Raw genomic sequence first — 18,128 nt, 5'->3', positions numbered from 1 at the left:
TATGAACGGTCTTTATATAGGCTCTATGGGTATGATGAATTACATGCAGCGCATTAATGTTCATTCAAATAACGTTGCAAATGCTCAAACGACAGGATTTAAAGCAGAAAATATGACTTCTAAAGTATTTGATGTACAAGACACATATCGCCGCGGAGATGGGGCTGTGACAAATATCGGTTCGACTGATTACGCTGTAGTACCAGCCGCAACGCATGTGAACTTAGTACAAGGAAATATACAAATGACAAATAGTGCTACAGATTTCTTTTTAGATGACGGTGCAAACGGTACAACATCATTTTTCGTTACATCTAAAAACGATGAAACGTTTTTAACGAGAGATGGTAGTTTTACAATAAATAGTGATCGTTATCTGCAAACATCATCTGGCGCTTATGTTATGGGAGAGAATAATGAACGTATTCGTATTCCTGAAGGAGCAAAGGTAGCTGTACAAGCAGATGGTACATTATATGATGAAGTAACACAAAATAATATTGCCCGCCTGCAAACAAAAACAGTAGATGCAGAAGCAAATGCACGTCTAATGCAAAGAGAGAACAAAAGCTTTACACTAGCAGAAGGGAATATTGCTGATTTACCGAACGGAACAGGCTTAGTAAAAAACCATATGCTAGAAAATTCAAATGTAGATATGACGAAAGAGATGGCAGATCTTATGACGGATCAAAAAATGATTTCAGCGTCACAACGCGTTATGACTTCATTTGATAAAATTTATGAAAAAGAAGCAAATGAAATATTGAGATAGGAGACTTCCCATAGAGGAAGTCTTTTTTATATTGCTTTTATTACAGTTACATCATAAAATGATAATGATTATCAATATCATTTTATCTATTTTCATAAGAATGGAATTTCATCATGACAGTAATATTTGTTTAACTAAGTGAATTAAAAATAAGGGGATGGTGTGTATGTCTACAAAAAAACAACTTTGTATTGGATTATGTTTAATTTCTAGAAAGAAAGAAGATTGTATATTTGATTCGGGAATCAATGAGCAAGTAGAACTAGCGAAACAAGCAGAAAAATCGAAGTTAGATTTTGTTTTTAAAGCCGATTATTTAGTGGCGCACCCAGATTTAATTGCTCGTAATAAGGGAAATGTCATTTTAGATCCGACGTTACTGTTTACGGCTATTGCATATGCAACAGAAAAAATTGGAGTCGTTACGACTGCATCAACTTCGTTTTATCCACCATATATATTAGCGAGGCAATTACAATCTTTACACTGGATTAGTAACGGCCGAGTAGGGTGGAATATTGTTACATCCATTGACGGTGCTGAAAACTTTGGTGAGGAAGGGATGCCATCATCTGAGGAACGATACGCGAAAGCGGCAGAATGTACAGCGTTAGTAAGAAAACTTTGGGGAAGTCACCCTAATGAAGTATTGAAAGCACATAATCCCGATGTTATTAGAGAAATGGTAAAGCCAATTGAGCATAATGGTCAATACTTTAAGGTGAAAGGTCCACTTAATATTCCGCAACATATTTCAGGGGAAATGCCATTATTCCAAGCTGGCGCTTCAGAGTCAGGCCGGAATTTTGCTGCTTCTGTTGCTGATGCAATTTTTGCTGCAACGCCAGATGTAGAATCAGGAATGGAACTGCGTCAAGATTTAAGAAAAAGAGCAGAACAGCATGGCCGAAAGCAAGATGATATACGTGTATTGCCTGGATTATATTTCTTTATCGGTGATACATATGAAGAAGCGTTAGAAATGCATAGGCAAGCTCATCAACATCTCACAAAAGAGAAGAGATATGCGTTACTTGAAATGGTTCTCGGACTAGACGCTAGAGGGATTCCGCTGGAAAGTAAGGTTACAGAAGAGATGCTGCCAAGTCGGGATCAAACGGTTCGCAGTAAAACACATGCCGAATTATTACGAAAGTTCATTATGAAAAATGAACCAACTGTTGAACAAATACTAGAACGACCAGAAGTTGTTGGCTCCGCACATTGGGTTGCAGTTGGTACACCGCAAGACGTTGCGAAGCAAATTATGGATAGATTTGAGGCCGGAGCGTTAGATGGATTTATTGCCATTCCAGGAGGACCTCCAAAGTCACTAAATCTATTTTTTAGTGAAGTCATTCCTTTATTTGTGAAGGTTGGTGTATTTAGAGAAGAATATACAGGTTCTACTTTGCGCGAACATTTAAGGGGAAATACATCAAAATCTTTGCAGTTAAAATAACAGGATATGTATAAAAAGCCTTTCATAAGAAGGCTTTTTATTTTCGGTATAAATTTCAGAATTATCAATTGACTTTACGGGTCTGTTTTTTTATATTAGTAGGTATACTAATAACTACTAATATACATACATCGTTTTGAGATGAGAGTTATATAGAATGTGAGGGGTTACCGATGGATGAAATTATAAAGGAATTACAAAAGTTGGGTTTTTCTCAGTACGAATGTAAAGCGTATATTGGACTACTAAAACATTCTCCAGTAACTGGGTATGAAGTGAGTAAACAAACAGGGGTACCTCGTTCGATGATTTATGAAGTACTCGGTAAATTGATGGATAAAGGAGCGGTGCATATTGTTCCGTCAGAACCGGTGAAATATGTACCAGTACCAGCTACGGAATTAATGAATCGAATGCGAAAAGACTTTGAGAAGTCCTTTGAGTTTTTAGATGAGAAATTAAATTGTTTAGAACAAGAGCGACAAATAGATGTAATTTCGTATATTCGCTCAAATGATCGTGTTGTAAAAGAAATATGCAATATAATTAATAGGGCGAAGGAAGAGTTATGGATTTCTGTATGGGAAGATCAAGTGCATGAAATTGAGCCATATCTTCATCAAAAGGAAGAGGAAGGTGTACATATATTTTCAATCTTATTTGGCGCTCCAAATATAAAAATAGGCGCGACGTTTCACCATAATTATATGACGCCCCACGTTGTTGAAAAGAGAATGGGTGGTCATTTAACTGTTATTGCGCGTGATGGAGAGGAAGTATTAATTGCGAACTTCTCAAATGATAGCACTTCATGGGCCGTTACAACGTATGACCCAGCACTAGTTCTCGTTGCTACAGAGTATGTGCGGCACGATATTATGGTCGAAGAAATTACGAAGGAGTTTGGAGCTAATAAGTTAGATACGTTGTGGCGTGAAAATATAGATTTAGTTCATGTCGTAACAGGAAAACGAACTTTAGAAGGAATGGAGGATGATAAGGATGAGTAAAGCTCAGGCACATGTAGCTTTGCAAAGCGATGATACATTTCAGCAAGGAGTAAAAGATTGTTTACCAACTGTATTTGGTTATTTGAGCATTGGTATAGCAGCTGGTGTAATTGCAAAAACAGCAGGTTTCTCCATCATTGAAATTGCATTTATGTCCACTTTAATTTATGCAGGTTCTGCCCAATTTATATTAGCTGGTATGTATGCAGCTGGTGCTCCTGCTTCAGCAATTATTTTCACCGTCTTTTTTGTTAATTTACGCCACCTTCTAATGAGTGCTGCCCTTGCACCATACTTTACGAAACTTCCACTATTAAAAAACGTATTTATCGGTTCTCAAATTACAGATGAAACGTTCGGCGTTGCAGTACAGCGTGCAGCGCAAAAAGGATATGTAGGCGACAGGTGGATGATGGGCTTAAATGTAACAGCATATTTAAATTGGATTCTTGCTACTATTATCGGCGGGCTGTTTGGTGAGTGGATACCAGATCCACATACGTACGGGATGGATTATGCATTACCAGCAATGTTTATCGGATTATTTGTCCTTCAGCTCATAAGTAGTAAACCGAAACTAGCAATTCATCTTACTGTTGCAATTGTAGCGATTATGATCGCATACGTTTCACACTTATTTATGCCAGATAGTATAGCGGTTATTATCGCAACATTACTAGCTGCGACGATTGGAGTTGTGATTGAAAAATGGAAATGAGATTGGACGTACTATTACTTTTACTAGCAGCAGGAGCTGTCACACTCGTGCCACGTATTTTACCTCTACTCGTATTTAGCAAACTACAAATTCCAGACTGGGGTTTAAAATGGTTAAATTACATACCAATTGCGATATTAGCAGCACTTTTAGCCCAAGTATTATTTATGCATGAGACGATGCAGTGGGATTACTTGATCGCAGCAATTCCAACATTTCTTGTAGCGATATATACTCGTAGTTTGTTAGGTACAGTATTAACAGGAGTGATTGTGATTATTTTGTTACGTTTCTTTTTCTAAAAAGGATTACGCTCATATAATAGCGAAAAGTGTAATAACATGAAAAATATAGGGGTGGTGTTATGATACTTTTAACGATAGGAGCAATTTTGTTAACGTTGTTTATTTTCTTTATTATCGGCTTCATTACGTTTATGATGTTTGTTGATAGAGCGACACCTCAAATTTATTATACACCTTGTGAATCAGTGACAATGAAAGCTAAAGGTAAACATAAAAGGAAGAAAAGTTGAAAGTTTGCTTTTCTTCCTTTTTCTATTACATCCCCGAAAGAACTAACAACAATAAACCAAATAGAAAACTAATAAAGGAAAGAAAACCAATACATATTGAGAACACACGATTGTTTCTCCATTCGTGCCAAAAAACGATACATCCTAAAATACAAAGGAAAAACCAAATGGGTAAGAATATGAACTCGCTAACTACCTCGGGAAGTAAACCATAAAAAGATGTTAAATATAAGATCCAATTTGCAAAAAATAAAATGGAAACGATAATAGATTGTAAGTAGGGACGTTTTGAAAACTCCCCCTTTTTTACGGTTACAAAAATAATAGTTAGCGCTGAGAAAAAGGCAATGAATATGAAAATAAGTAAGAGTAATGTAAGCGTCATTTAAATCTCCTTTATAAGAGTGTTTTTACAAGAAACGAATCTATTAAATTGTATGCTTGTTTTGTAGAGTGCACGTTATATTTTTCAGTGTACGGATTTAGAAAACCATGTTCACCGTGTAGTTGTTGTATTTCTAATAAAGGATTTTTTTGTTGCTGCAATGTTTGGATTAAAGAGGATACTGAAAAACTAGCTTCTTTTTCAGGGAATATAAGCAATGTAGCGCATGTAGGCTTCATGTGAATATAGTCGCGTATACGAGAGCCGTAACATCCGATAATAAAATCTATTTTCGGATTGTTACTACATAGCCATGAGATGGTAGCTCCAACGCTAAAGCCGATAAGTCCAATATGTGTATAATTGCTTGAAAGAGTATGGATGAATTCGTCAATTTGGTCTTTTCCATCATCAAATCCAATATGATTTACAAAGTGTTGATACGCTTTTTCTTCATCACTATAATGAAATGCGTGTTGCGTTTGTAGAAGATTAGGACAGAATACATCTATATGGGATGAAGTGAAGTGGTGGATAACGTGATGCATATGGTCGTTCACACCATATATTTCATGAACAATAACGAGAGCTAATTTTTTTTTCATAATTACAATGTATCTCTATGAAACTTAAATTCTTTCTCAACAAGGCAGATACGTAGGTGGAAGTTTTCATACCATTGCTTACGACCTCTTTTTTTTGCTTCTTTATGTAAGGCGTTCTGTTTCCAATTGTCAATCGCCTCAAGTGATTCCCAATAAGAAATTGTGATTCCAAGTCCTGAATGATCTCGTGCACTTTCTACACCTAGAAATCCAGGTTGCTGCTTTGCAAGTTCCTCCATTTTTTCGGCAACGGTACTATAATCTGTTGTATCATTCGATAAATTAGAAGTGAATATAACTGCATAATAATGACTCGCTTTTTGCGATGTGTTCTTCATTCAAATTCCCCCTTGAAAATTATTTCATAGTTTGAATTTTAGCACGAAATAAAAAGAAAAGAAGCACGAGGCTTCTTTTCTTTTTTACGCTGTAAATTTTAATCCACCATATATTTTACGACCTTTTTTTTGAATCCAACATACTTGCGCTTTTTTCTTTTGAATATTACGCTCATTCATTGTAACTTGTATAATTTGGTCAATCGCGAGTGGGGTGTTCGTTTGTATTTGACACCCACCGGTACTATAGTCGATAATGGTCGCTTCAATTGGCATCCCGTTCATATGTAATGTTCCAGGAGTCATAAGTTGTTCACGTATATGTTGCCTGCGAAATTGCCTTGGTGATTTCTTTGTGTTTTTTATGAAAGATGCAATTGCTAGTGTAAGAAATGCCTTATCGTACACCTTTTCCACCCGGTCATTAACAGGTTTACTAAATAGATGAAGAATGAGTTTACAATATTGCTCATGGGATACATCATGAAACGACACGCCAATTTGCACAGAATTTTCTTGTCTCCGAATCCATTTTTTTCTACTATGAATCTTTTCTACCTCTCCAAAAGATAATGTATAGGAAGATAGACTTGATAAAGTTTCAAATGGAATGTATGAATCTACTTCAAAACGTGCACCAGTTTCACTAATATCAAGGACGTGGCAAGAAATCGTCATATCTTCGGTTTGTAAAGTACCTGGTAAATTTACTACGAAACGTTCAGAGTTTCGGAAACGCGGTCTTTCAAATGCTACAAATAATGAAGTGATAATCGCTACCCCGTTGTATAGTACCCAGAAAATATTAATATATAAACTTTCTCTTTCAATATGATATTGCGCAGGGTATAAGAGCATAAGTGTTGCCCGAATAAGTGCAATAACTGTTAATATTAGTAGCACGAGATGAGGGACACTTGCAATCCATAAAAAATGTCTCGTATTATTTTGGACGCCTTTTCTCGTTACATGAAATTGAAACTTTTTTCGTAAGAACGTTTCTGATAATATAGCAAATCCCATATAAGGTGCCATAGCTACTTCGTATACGTGACTCCACGTAGTCGTTCGTTTTTTATTCGAAACAGCTTTGAAAATAAGCTGTGACGTTAAAAAGGCAGGAGCCCAAAACATAAATAATTGCATAAAATTAATTTCTAAACTGTAAATATCAAATACTAAAAATAATAGTGGTGCTAGTAAAAATATCATTTTATAAACGCCGAAAAACCAATAGTGAATTCCATCTGCATATAAAAGACGCTGCATAAAAGATAATCCTTTTAAAGTGAAAGGATTCCATTTTTTTACGACTTGAATATTCCCTCGACACCAGCGATCACGTTGTTTTAATAAATCGCTAAACGTTTCTGGGGATAATCCAACAGCGAGTGTTTCATTGACAAATACAGTTTCCCATTTGTTCGCTTGTAGTAGCATACCAGTTGCCATATCTTCAGTAATAACGCCAGTTGCAAATCCTCCAATTTCTTCAAGAGCAGTACGGCGAAATAGAGCGTTACTACCAACATACATCGTAGCGTTAAATCGATCTTTTCCTTCCTCTAATTGACGCATAAAGAAATCTTGTTCATTGGCGATATTATCTTCAAAAAACAAATTATATTGGAACGGATCAGCATTATAAAACACTTGTGGTGCTTGAACAAATACAATATTATTTTTAGAAAAATAACCAATCGTTCGCTCTAAAAAGTTGGCTCTTGGGACCATATCAGCATCCATTGTAACGATAATATCACCTGTCGAATGGGTCATGGCATGATTTAAGTTTCCTGCTTTAGCATGAGTGTTTTCAGTACGAGTAATATAGTGGACAGAAAATTCACTAGCAAGATTTTTAACACTTTCGCGTCGACCATCATCACAAATGTAAATATTGAGCAACTCTTTCGGATAAGTTATCATTGTACAACCAGCGACAGTTCGTTTTAATAAATCGAGTGGCTCATTGTAGGTTGCGATAAAAATATCAACGGTAGGTAATGTTTCGAAAGTAGATAACGGTACTTCTTTCCGTTTATACGGTTTCCATGAAATGATGCTAAAAACGATAGATTGTAAATAACCAGCCCACTCTGTAACTAACAATATAATACCCGCGATAATACTTATGAGATTAATAGTTGGTAACGAATAAAAAGTTCGCCAAATAAGATAAATGGCATTACTAACGATAAATAGAATAATAAGTAATTTTTTTGACCATAAATATTTGTGGGCGAGAGCGTAAGTAATAATGATTATGAAAAAAATAATACCTAAACCTTCGTATATAGAAAGGTTCATGAAAAGCCTCCTTTATTAATAGGGTATGGAATTATAAAACTTTTATATTTGGTTATAAAGATTTTGCAATTACCATTATATAAAATACCATAAAATAGGTTTAAAGTAAGAAGTTTCTATATTATTTATATTCAAAGCTTAATTATTATTAGATACTATTATTAATCTTAAAATCTCTATATTAAAATGTATAAAATAGTAATAAATCACATATTTTGTTAACAAATCTTATGATTTATATTAGAATAATACATATAAAGTATATATATATAATATGTTAGTAAAATTTATTGAAGGAGGTGACCTCTTTGCACAGTAGGATAAAAGAAAATAAAAAAATATTAAATGTATTTATAGTTGTTATGAGTTTATTCTTGCTGTTATCTCAATACCAGTTTTTAAGTTCGATTGGTAAGGTGAGTGCAGCGGTAACAGATGATGAGGGATTCGATAACCCTACTTATCAATCTATTCATAAAGGTGATATGTATTCTACTGGGAATGTGAATTTAGGTATTAAAGCTACTGAAGCTCAGAAGAAAACAGCATTGTATTCAGATATAACGTATACTTACGCGACAACACCGAATGGCTATACACGTGAACTCATTGATGTAGATGATGATCCAACAACTACAAATTCATCTAAGGCATATATTCCTGTTCCAGAAGATGCTGAAATTGAATGGGCTGGGCTATATTGGAGCTCAACACGTTATGAATTAACGCAGCAACAGTATGTAGCACCAATAAAGTTTACTACTCCGGTAGGGAAGAGCTTTCAAGTAAAACCAAGTAATACGTATTACGGTAGTGGCTTGCTTTATGGTTTTGGTATTGATGGTACTTATTATTCTAACTATGCAGATGTTACAAAGCCTTTACAGTCCTCTAATTCAAAAGGAGGAAGCTATACTGTAGCAAATATTCCTTATCCAAATACAAACCTTGCATATAATTATGGATATTATTCTTTTGCTGGCTGGTACATGTTAGTTATCACGAAAGATAAGTCAAAAACAAGAAAAGCATTTACTGTTTATGATGGCGGATTGAAAAGAGCTACTGGGTCTGGTGAAAAAGAATTTACTGTGAAAAACTTTCTTGCTTCAAAAAATGGAGATTTAGATCCAAAAGTTTCTGTTTTCGCTGTCCAAGGTGATAGATATTGGCAAGGTGATAAACTTTCTGTTCATACAGATAATACCTGGAAGGAAGTTACGGATAAGCTGAATCCAACAGGTAATATATTTAATTCCACTATTTCTGAATATGAAGAACATATGAGAGATAAGTATCCAGGTACTTTTAATCCCGATTATAAAAATAATTTAGGAATTGATGCAGATTTAATTAGGTTACCAGCAGGATATATTAAGCCAGGTCAACGAGAAATAAAGTTAAAAGCATATACAACAAAAGACGACTACGTATTAAACACATTAGCCTTTGCTGTAAATGCAACAGCGCCAGAGCTTGTAATCGATAAGGAAGTAGTAGATGCAAAAGAAAAATACGAGCCAGGTGATGAAGTTACATATCGTTTACGGGTGAAAAACATTGAACCGAATTCGAGTTCTGTTGATACAAAAATTGAAGATGTTTTAGATTCACGTCTAGAATTTGTTCCGAATTCGGTGAAAATCATTTCTGGTCCGAATGCTGGAAATCAAACAGAACAGGTTGACTATGACGTAAAGACAAGAAAGTTAACAATAAGAATTGGTGAAGGAGCAAATGCTTCTAAAGGTGGAAACTATACGGATAAAACACCGGAGACAACGGTTGAATTTAAAGCGAAGTTAAAGGGAGAAAAGGTAGAAACTGAAGTTCCTAATACTGCCGTTGTTCAAGGGATTGATGAGTTAACAGGAAGTAAAGTTGAGGATAACTCTTCTAATAAAGTAGTAGTGAAAGTATTACCCGAACGAGAGGAGAAACCCGGGAAGTTAGTAGCTACTAAACTAGCTAAGGATATAAACGGTGGTACGCTGAAGGTTGGCGACAAACTAGAATATACAATTCATGCTAAAAATAGTGTGCCAGATTCTCTCTTAAAATCTGTTAAACTTACGGATAAACTTCCTGAAGGAGTAGAATATGTTCCAAATACGTTAAAGATAAACGGGAAGGAACAAACGGATGTTGAAGATGAAGATCATGTACATATAAAAGATGGAACGATTTATGCCCATTTCGGCGACCTTAAAGGCGAGGGAGAGAAAGCAATAACGTTTGAAGTTGTTGTAAAACCGGAAATGGCAAATAAGAAAATAAAAAATATAGCAATAGTTGAGACGGATAGTTCGAAAGATAAGGAGAAACCAGAAGTTGAAACACCAGTCGATCCGTTGTCTGGACAACTAGAATCGAAGAAAGAGATTGTTGATAAAAGGCAAGAAAAATTTCATGTCAATGATGAATTCGAGTATCAAATTAAAGTTCGAAATAAGGTAGAAAATGGGCTAATTAAAGATATGCATCTAATGGATAAACTGCCTGAAGGAGTGGAATATGTAGCTGGTAGTATGAAGTTGAATGGGAAGCGAATGACAGATGCAATTGACGAAGATGAAGGATCGTATGAGGATAACACGATCAAAGTAAACTTTGGTGATGTACTTGATACAGAAGAAAGAACGGTAACTTTTAAAGTGAAAGTTACGCAAGACGCATTAAAAAAGAAAGAAATTGAGAACATAGCGGTTGTTGAGGGGAAAACACCAGATAATGAAGATTTACCACCACAAAAACCGAATGTAAAAACGAATGTGGAAGCAAAGGAACCTAAAGTAAGAAAGATGGTTTCGGATGCAGATGAAAAAGAAGTGGAAAAGGCGACATTACAAAGTGTAGGTGAAGAGTTTACATGGCATGTAAACTATAATTTTGGTAATGATGTCATGAACCTTGAAAAAGTGGTATTGCAGGATGACTTAGAAGATGTGTTAACTGTCCTACAAGTACGACTTGTAAACAGCGATGGAGAAGAAATAGAAGTTATACCGCAAATTGATGAACAATTAAAGAAAGTAAGTATTGAGTTACCGAAGCAGGACAGAAATTATACTTATCTTGCGAATCAATCGTATACAATGCATATTAAGTCAAGACTAAACGCTAATGTAAATGCAGATATACTAACGAAATACAATGTGAATGATGGTATTCCAAATAAAGCAGAATTACTGTTTGATCAGAAAAAAATTGTGTCAAATGAAGTATTCGTAGTACCACCAACATTAGGGAAGTTTGAGATTGAAAAAGTAGATGCGAACGATGAAAATATCAAATTAGAAGGCGCAGTATTTCAAGTGATTGATAAAGGTGGAAAAGTAGTATCTGAATTAACAACGGATAAAAATGGTGTAGCTATTTCTAATCCATTGCTAGTTGGAAAATATATGTTAAAAGAAGTGCAAGCGCCAGTAGGATATATGCTTATGAAAGAGCCAATTGAAATTCATGTGACTAGCGATGTATCTACCAAAAAAATAAAAATAGTAAATCATAAAAATGAGTGGATTATCCCTGAAACAGGTGGCATAGGAACAATTGTCTTTTATGTAATTGGTGGAATATTGATGTTTATTACATCTTTCTTCTTCTTCAGAAAAAGAAAGATTATGAAATAGATTAGTAGTTTGCAACAAAGGTAGACACAATAGGGGAGTGACGAATAATGAAAAGGATTTTTAGCTTATTATTAATATGTGTATTAGCTTTTTCGGCATTAATGAATATGACGGTTAGTGCTGAATCAAAAAGTACAGGTACTTTAACGATTCATAAGTTTGAACAAAGTAAAGACTTTAAAACAACTACAAAAGGTAATGGAAAAGAAGGACAAACTGTTCCAGAAGGGGCAAAACCTTTAGAAGGTGTAACTTTTGAAATTAAACGAATTGAGTCATTTGAAAAAATTTCAAATGATGGAACTGTTATAAAAGAAGAAGCAAAGCCAGTCAAAGATGCTGCAATTACAAAGGTAACAAATGCAAAAGGGGAAGCTGTTTTTACAAATCTTCCACTAGGACGTTATGAAGTAAAAGCTATTAAAGGTCCAGAACATATTGAATTGGACATGACTACTTTTATAGTTGATATTCCAATGACAAGTACAAACGGTAAAGAATTAAATTACGATGTTCATATTTACCCTAAAAATGAAACAAAACGTGGTTCAGTAGAATTCGTAAAAAAAGGTGAAGGCGGTAAAGTATTAAAAGATGCAGAGTTCCATTTATTTAAAAAGAATAAGGATGGAACAAGTACACAAGTTAAGACACCGAGTTCATTAGTAACAGGTGAAGATGGTAAAGTTCGTGTTGATTCGCTAGAATATGGGGATTATTATTATTTTATTGAGCATAAGGCTCCAACAGGTTATTTAACTAGTAAAGAGGAGCGTCCTTTCTCTATTAAGGAATCTGGTGAAGTAGTTAAGCTGGACGATATAAAGAACTATAAAGAACCTACCATTACTAAAAGTATAAATAACGGTTCAAAAGTAGCTGGAATTAATAAAGAGACAGATTATACGTATGATATTAAAACACTACTTCCTGAAGATATTCAATCATATAAAAAATATGTTGTAACAGATATTTTAGATGATCGTTTGGAAATAAAAGGCCTACCAATTGTTATGGTTGATGGAAAGAAAGTTGAAGATGATAGTGTAAAAGTAGTTGTAGAAGGCCAAAAAGTAACCGCTACGATTGAAGATTTTTCAAAAATAAATGGAAAAGAGCTTCATTTACAAATTACTGCAAAAATTAAAAGTGATGTTGAATCTGGAGTGAAAATTCCAAACAAAGCAGTACTTGATTTTGTAAACAAAGATGATGTTTCATCAGAAAAAGATGGAAAGCCATCTAATGAAGTGGTGGTCACACCGACAACGGGAAATATTAAAATTGAAAAAGTTGATGGTAAGGATAAGACGCTTAAATTAGAAGGTGCGAAGTTCCAATTACAAGATAAAAAAGGTAATGTTATAAAAGTTAATGGGAAAGAAATGAATGATATAACAGATGCAAATGGTATTATTACATGGAATGAAATCCCGTACGGTGAATATCAAATTGTTGAGACGGAAGCACCAAAATATAAAGATAAAGACGGTGCAGTCGAACACTATCAAAAGTTAAGAGATCCAATTGATATTACAATTGATGAAAAACACCAAAAAATAGAGCTACAAGTTGAGAATAATAAGAGCGGTTGGATTATTCCAGCAACAGGTGGTATGGGTACAATTCTCTTCACAGTAGTGGGCCTTATACTAATGGCGGTAGCAACATTTATTTTCTTTAGAAAAAAACCTGTAAAAAATTCTTAATTTATATGTTTATAATAATTGAGTTTAGAAAAGAGGAAAGGCATATTGCTTTCCTCTTTTCCACATTTTATCCGTAGTGAAAGAGGCTATTATGAAACGAAATATAATTTTTGGAAGTATTTTTTTACTAGGATTAAGTATATTTCTCTATCCAACTGTAAGCAATTGGTTTGCAACAAGAACACATTATTCAGAAGTAAGTACGTATGATGAAGCGATAAAGGGGCTGGAGCAGGAAGAGATTGATCGTAAAGAAACGGAAGCACGAGAGTATAATAAGAAGGTACAAAATACGACGCAAACATTTTCAGATCCTTTTCGGGAAAAGGATGGTGAACGTAAAAGTTCTACTGTGGATATGTTAAATGTTGGTGATGTTATGGGGTATATTGAAATCCCAAAAATTGATGTAAACCTTCCAATTTATCAAGGGACAACAGAAGAAGTGTTAAGCCGTGGGATTGGTCAGTTGAATGAAACCTCATTACCAATAGGGGGAGAAAATACGCATACAGTTTTAACGGGACATCGCGGTTTACCTTCAGCGCTAATGTTTACTCATTTAGACAAAATTGAAAAGAAAGATATATTTTATATTCATACATTAGATAAAGTGCTTGCCTATCAGGTAGATCAAATAAAAGTTGTGTTACCAAATGAGACAGAAGATTTATTAGTTGTACAAGGACAAGATTATGCAACATTGATTACGTGTACCCCTTATGGAGTGAACACGCACAGGTTACTAGTGAGAGGTCACCGTGTTCCCTATGATATTGTAGAAAAAGAAATGATTACAAAACCTTTCATTTTAGAAGAGTGGATGATCGTTATTCCTATTGTTATGATTTGTATCATCCTTCTAATAATCTATTTAAAAAAACGAAAATAGTATGTATTGTGTGGTGAGTGTGTGAGAAGGGGATTCATAAGTTTAGTATTGTTCCTTGCAGGTTTATCTCTATTTCTATATCCATTGGTTGCTAATTATATAAACAATTATGTATATAAAACGAGAGTAATCCGTTACGAAAAAGTGGTTGATAATTTAAAAGTAGAAGATGTTAATGAGAAATTTCAGAAGATGGAAACATATAATAGTTTGTTAGGAAGAGCTGCTTTCAAAATGAATGATCCATTTGTTCAGGATGCTGAAGTAAATAAGGAATCGTTAAATTTTATAAATAAAGATGAGATATTTGGTACGGTTTCTATTCCAAAAATAAATGAGGAGTTGCCAATTTACTTAGGGGCGACTCAAGAAAACTTAAGTAAAGGGATAGGGCAAATCGAAGGGACTTCATTACCAATTGGTGGGAAAGATACACATGCTGTTTTAGCAGGGCATCGAGGTTATCATGGGGCAAAGATGTTTCGCCATCTTGATTGGTTAACTGATGGAGACTTATTCTATGTAAAGGTATTTGGAAAGCAGCAAGAGTATAAAGTAGTTGGCCGTGAGATTATTAATCCTAATCAAGTTGATAAATTAAATGTAATAAAAGGAAAAGATAAAGTTACATTACTTACGTGTGAACCATATACATCAAGTAAATATCGTTTGTTAGTGTATGGGGAGCGAGTAGAAGCAGAGCAAAATGAAATTGAAAGACAAAACAAAAGTATAGCAGATGTGAGGAGTCATGAAACAAGAGATTTATTTGAAAAACTGGTTTTTGGCATAGTAGGTCTCATTGTAATTTGTATAGGGTTGTACGGTTTATTAAAAACGAAAAACTAGTGATGCAATATATAATAAAAGAAAATGCCACTTCAAAAAATGAAGTGGCATTTTTTATATTTCCTCTAAGCTATTAACTGGAACCGTTAATTCGCGTCCTGGATTTTTTACTTCATATATGCGGGCGGTTTCGTTGCTTTCGTCGACGTGTTGAATCGTAACAGGCATGCCTTGAAAACTAACATTAGCTTGCTCCGCTGACACAGAAAGCTCTTTTGCACGTTGAATATTCATTTATATTCCTCCCATCATTATTATCTTTGCTAAAAAAGAGGAATAATATACCATTTCGAGACATTCTTAAAGTTTTTGTATTATTTGTAATGTTTCTTTAATAAATGAAGAGAAGATGGAATCAGGATAGCTATCTATTGCTTGAACTGCTTCTTTTGCTTCTTTCAAGGCCGATTTTTTATCTTGAAGTTCTATATAGCAAAGGGCACGATAAGATCCAGCTGTTAATAACCACGATTGATCAAGTGGATGACTCATATAATCCGGTATGATAGCACGATCTAATACTTCTAAAGCTTCCTTGTAATGTTTTAAACCATACAGAGATTTTCCTTTTTCAAGATAATACAGTCCATCGTCTTGAAAAATTGGTACATCTTTTAGTTTTTCTCGGAATTGTTCTAAATGTGCTAATGCAATTGTATATTCATTCGTAACGGTATTGTAGTAATAAGCTTTTAATATATCTATATTTGCAACAGATAAAGTATCTTCTGTAAAAATGGCAAATTGCTCAGATTTTTTTATGTAATATAAATATCTTTCTTTATCAGTTGTAATAATTTTTTGATAAGATAAAATACGGTAAAATTCATCTGTTTTATAATACACTTGATGTTTTTTTGAAAATGCAAGTGCATCTAAAATGACTTTTTCACATTTTTCATAATTACCATATGCGAGTAAAATAATTGCTTCTTTTAAATATAATTGTATATGTGTAATAAGATCCATTTCTAAATTCTTCGTTTTATATTCATCGCGAATTCTGGTAATCAACTGTAAACATTCTTTATATTTTTTCCGTTTGTAGAGCATATAGTAAAACAGTAGTTTCGTTTCAGTACTTTCGCGATACAAAGTATATTTTTCAAATATAGAAACAGCTTTTTCAACGTAATATTCAATATTATAATCGTTCATAATAGCCGCTCCAGTTATGAACTGTTTATATAAACGTGCTGTATTTAAAGTAAGAGGTAGTTCTTTTTGAACGATAGGTAGTAAAGTCTCATATACTTCATCGCATTTATTTGCTTTTATTAATGGCTCCATTTTTTGAATGAGTGCTACAATTTCTACATCATCTTCTTCTAATAAAAAACTCGTTTCACATTCAAGTTTTTCTGCAATATATTGTAATGTTTTCATAGAAGGTGTAGCTTTTCCATTTTCAATTTGACTAAGCATGCTTTTTGTCAATTCGGAACCTGCCAGTGCTGTTTGAGTAAGCTTTTTTTCTTTTCGCAATGCCTTAATTTTTTCTCCGAGAGTTGCCATATTGTAGCTCCTTTATAATTAAAAAAGTTAAATACAATTAAACTTTTTGTTGTAATAATTGGAAAGTTGATTATATAATAAGTTTAACACAATTTAACTTTTAAGGGGAGAGTGTCATAATGGAAGATGTAAGTATAGGTCAAGCTGATTCAAGAATGAAGATTGCAACGAGAAATATCATTTTAATGATGATTGGAAAAATGACGTCTTTATTAGGAGCAGGTATTTATACGTTCGCAATGGGGTTATACGTACTAAAGACAACTGGTTCAGGAATGGGGTTTGCAATTACGCTCGTTTGCGGATCACTTCCAAGGATGATCTGTGGTCCAATTGCAGGTGCTGTAGCAGACCGTGTGAATCGAAAGTGGCTTGTCATTGGAACTGATTTATTAAGTAGTTTAACGATGCTTATTATGTTTATTCTTGCTACTATATTTGGACCATCACTTCTTTTTATTTATATTTCAGCAGCATTATTATCAATTTGTGCAAGTTTTTATTCTGTTGCATTAACGTCGTCTATTCCGAGTTTAGTGGATGAGGGGCGTATTCAAAAAGCGAGTGCTTTAAATCAAACGGCAGCTTCTTTATCAAATATTTTAGGGCCGATCATTGGTGGAGTTGTATTTGGTTTCTTTTCAATTAAGTCGTTCTTTTTGTTAAATAGCATTACATTCTTTTTAGCGGTTATTTTGCAATTATTTATTGTGTTTGATTTATATAAAAAAGAAGTGGCTGAGAGTAAAGAGCATTTCTTGACGAGTATAAAAGAAGGTTTTTCATATGTAAAACGACAGCATGAAATATATAGCTTAATGAAAATAGCATTGTGGGTAAACTTTTTTGCTTGTGGGCTAACCGTTGCACTTCCATACATTATCGTCCATACATTGCATTTATCTTCAAAGCAACTCGGTGTTGTAGAGGGAATGTTAGCAGTCGGGATGTTAATGGGGGCGATTGCTTTATCAGTGCGTAAAGAAGTGAATAATCCGTTTCGTTCTATTTATACGGGACTGTTTTTGTTTGCTGGTTTGAGTTTATGTACAGTCTTCCCGTTGTTAGTTACCATTCCAAAAGTGGCAAGTTTTATTTACTATATTGCTTTTATGATGTTAACGGGTATATCAATTATGATTGTAAATATTCCGATGCAAGTACATATGCAAAAGACGACAGATCCGAGCTACTTAGGGCGTGTGTTTGGCCTACTTGAAACAATTGCTACTGCAATTGCACCGCTCGGTATGATTGTATATGGATTATTATTAGATATGTTGCCAACTAGCATTGTTATGATGACATTAGGCGGAGGTTTATTGTTAGTTGTATTAGTTGGAGTAAAGCAACATATGGCGAAAAAACAAGTGGACGTGTCGGCTTAAAA

The 18,128-nt window shown here is 34.2% G+C and carries 17 protein-coding genes; 11 read left to right on the top strand and 6 right to left on the bottom strand.

Going from position 1 to position 18,128, the window contains the following annotated elements; translation table 11 throughout:
* Position 1: 1 nt before the first annotated feature.
* The 6 genes from QEP67_RS19510 to QEP67_RS19485 all read left to right on the top strand — a co-directional run bounded on the left by QEP67_RS19510 (position 2) and on the right by QEP67_RS19485 (position 4,500).
* On the top strand, positions 2 to 775 hold the full coding sequence (locus QEP67_RS19510; protein ID WP_001013927.1) for a flagellar hook-basal body complex protein: 774 nt from the start codon (positions 2 to 4) through the stop codon (positions 773 to 775).
* Positions 776 to 941: 166 nt separating this feature from the next.
* On the top strand, positions 942 to 2,237 hold the full coding sequence (locus tag QEP67_RS19505) for an NtaA/DmoA family FMN-dependent monooxygenase (protein WP_000104873.1): 1,296 nt from the start codon (positions 942 to 944) through the stop codon (positions 2,235 to 2,237).
* 173 nt (positions 2,238 to 2,410) lie between these two features.
* Positions 2,411 to 3,247 (top strand): helix-turn-helix domain-containing protein, encoded by an 837-nt coding sequence (locus QEP67_RS19500; RefSeq protein ID WP_000343365.1) that lies wholly within the window; start codon positions 2,411 to 2,413, stop codon positions 3,245 to 3,247.
* Positions 3,240 to 3,965 (top strand): AzlC family ABC transporter permease, encoded by a 726-nt coding sequence (locus QEP67_RS19495; protein WP_000030488.1) that lies wholly within the window; start codon positions 3,240 to 3,242, stop codon positions 3,963 to 3,965. Before QEP67_RS19500 ends, QEP67_RS19495 begins: the two co-directional genes overlap by 8 nt.
* Complete coding sequence (locus QEP67_RS19490; protein WP_000425942.1) at positions 3,956 to 4,267, top strand: AzlD domain-containing protein; 312 nt, start codon at positions 3,956 to 3,958, stop codon at positions 4,265 to 4,267. Before QEP67_RS19495 ends, QEP67_RS19490 begins: the two co-directional genes overlap by 10 nt.
* A gap of 62 nt (positions 4,268 to 4,329) precedes the next feature.
* Positions 4,330 to 4,500: a DUF3951 domain-containing protein gene (locus QEP67_RS19485; protein ID WP_000602238.1), complete on the top strand. Its 171-nt coding sequence runs from the start codon at positions 4,330 to 4,332 to the stop codon at positions 4,498 to 4,500.
* A gap of 25 nt (positions 4,501 to 4,525) precedes the next feature.
* On the opposite strand, the gene QEP67_RS19480 is transcribed toward QEP67_RS19485, so the two are convergent.
* From QEP67_RS19480 to QEP67_RS19465, 4 genes are all read right to left on the bottom strand, one after another.
* A complete protein-coding gene (locus QEP67_RS19480) occupies positions 4,526 to 4,885 on the bottom strand; it encodes a hypothetical protein (RefSeq protein WP_000176480.1) in 360 nt (119 codons plus the stop codon).
* A gap of 11 nt (positions 4,886 to 4,896) precedes the next feature.
* A complete protein-coding gene (locus tag QEP67_RS19475) occupies positions 4,897 to 5,490 on the bottom strand; it encodes a dienelactone hydrolase family protein (RefSeq protein WP_000727626.1) in 594 nt (197 codons plus the stop codon).
* 2 nt (positions 5,491 to 5,492) lie between these two features.
* Positions 5,493 to 5,828: an antibiotic biosynthesis monooxygenase gene (locus QEP67_RS19470; protein WP_000799454.1), complete on the bottom strand. Its 336-nt coding sequence runs from the start codon at positions 5,826 to 5,828 to the stop codon at positions 5,493 to 5,495.
* 84 nt (positions 5,829 to 5,912) lie between these two features.
* On the bottom strand, positions 5,913 to 8,138 hold the full coding sequence (locus tag QEP67_RS19465) for a glycosyltransferase (RefSeq protein WP_353706379.1): 2,226 nt from the start codon (positions 8,136 to 8,138) through the stop codon (positions 5,913 to 5,915).
* 308 nt (positions 8,139 to 8,446) lie between these two features.
* Here QEP67_RS19465 and QEP67_RS19460 point away from each other — a divergent pair, with 308 nt between their 5' ends.
* The 4 genes from QEP67_RS19460 (at position 8,447) to QEP67_RS19445 (ending at position 15,223) form a co-directional block, all read left to right on the top strand.
* Complete coding sequence (locus QEP67_RS19460) at positions 8,447 to 11,773, top strand: isopeptide-forming domain-containing fimbrial protein (protein WP_000556173.1); 3,327 nt, start codon at positions 8,447 to 8,449, stop codon at positions 11,771 to 11,773.
* Between the two features lie 47 nt (positions 11,774 to 11,820).
* Positions 11,821 to 13,482, top strand: a complete 1,662-nt coding sequence (locus QEP67_RS19455) for a SpaH/EbpB family LPXTG-anchored major pilin (RefSeq protein ID WP_000821083.1) — start codon at positions 11,821 to 11,823, stop codon at positions 13,480 to 13,482.
* 91 nt (positions 13,483 to 13,573) lie between these two features.
* A complete protein-coding gene (locus QEP67_RS19450; RefSeq protein ID WP_000827787.1) occupies positions 13,574 to 14,374 on the top strand; it encodes a class C sortase in 801 nt (266 codons plus the stop codon).
* Positions 14,375 to 14,395: 21 nt separating this feature from the next.
* Positions 14,396 to 15,223 carry a class C sortase gene (locus tag QEP67_RS19445; RefSeq protein ID WP_033658776.1) on the top strand — a complete coding sequence of 276 codons (828 nt, stop codon included), beginning with the start codon at positions 14,396 to 14,398 and terminating at the stop codon, positions 15,221 to 15,223.
* 54 nt (positions 15,224 to 15,277) lie between these two features.
* On the opposite strand, the gene QEP67_RS19440 is transcribed toward QEP67_RS19445, so the two are convergent.
* Positions 15,278 to 15,457 (bottom strand): H-type small acid-soluble spore protein, encoded by a 180-nt coding sequence (locus tag QEP67_RS19440; RefSeq protein ID WP_001025744.1) that lies wholly within the window; start codon positions 15,455 to 15,457, stop codon positions 15,278 to 15,280.
* 66 nt (positions 15,458 to 15,523) lie between these two features.
* Positions 15,524 to 16,738 carry a helix-turn-helix transcriptional regulator gene (locus QEP67_RS19435; protein WP_048566853.1) on the bottom strand — a complete coding sequence of 405 codons (1,215 nt, stop codon included), beginning with the start codon at positions 16,736 to 16,738 and terminating at the stop codon, positions 15,524 to 15,526.
* A gap of 119 nt (positions 16,739 to 16,857) precedes the next feature.
* Between QEP67_RS19435 and QEP67_RS19430 the strand changes: the two genes are divergently transcribed.
* On the top strand, positions 16,858 to 18,126 hold the full coding sequence (locus QEP67_RS19430) for an MFS transporter (protein ID WP_000390440.1): 1,269 nt from the start codon (positions 16,858 to 16,860) through the stop codon (positions 18,124 to 18,126).
* Positions 18,127 to 18,128 lie beyond the last annotated feature (2 nt).

The sequence above is a fragment of the Bacillus cereus group sp. MS39 genome (genome assembly GCF_040448665.1).
In the GTDB taxonomy this organism is placed as follows: Bacteria; Bacillota; Bacilli; order Bacillales; family Bacillaceae_G; genus Bacillus_A; species Bacillus_A wiedmannii.
This window is presented reverse-complemented; position numbering and strand designations above follow the sequence as displayed.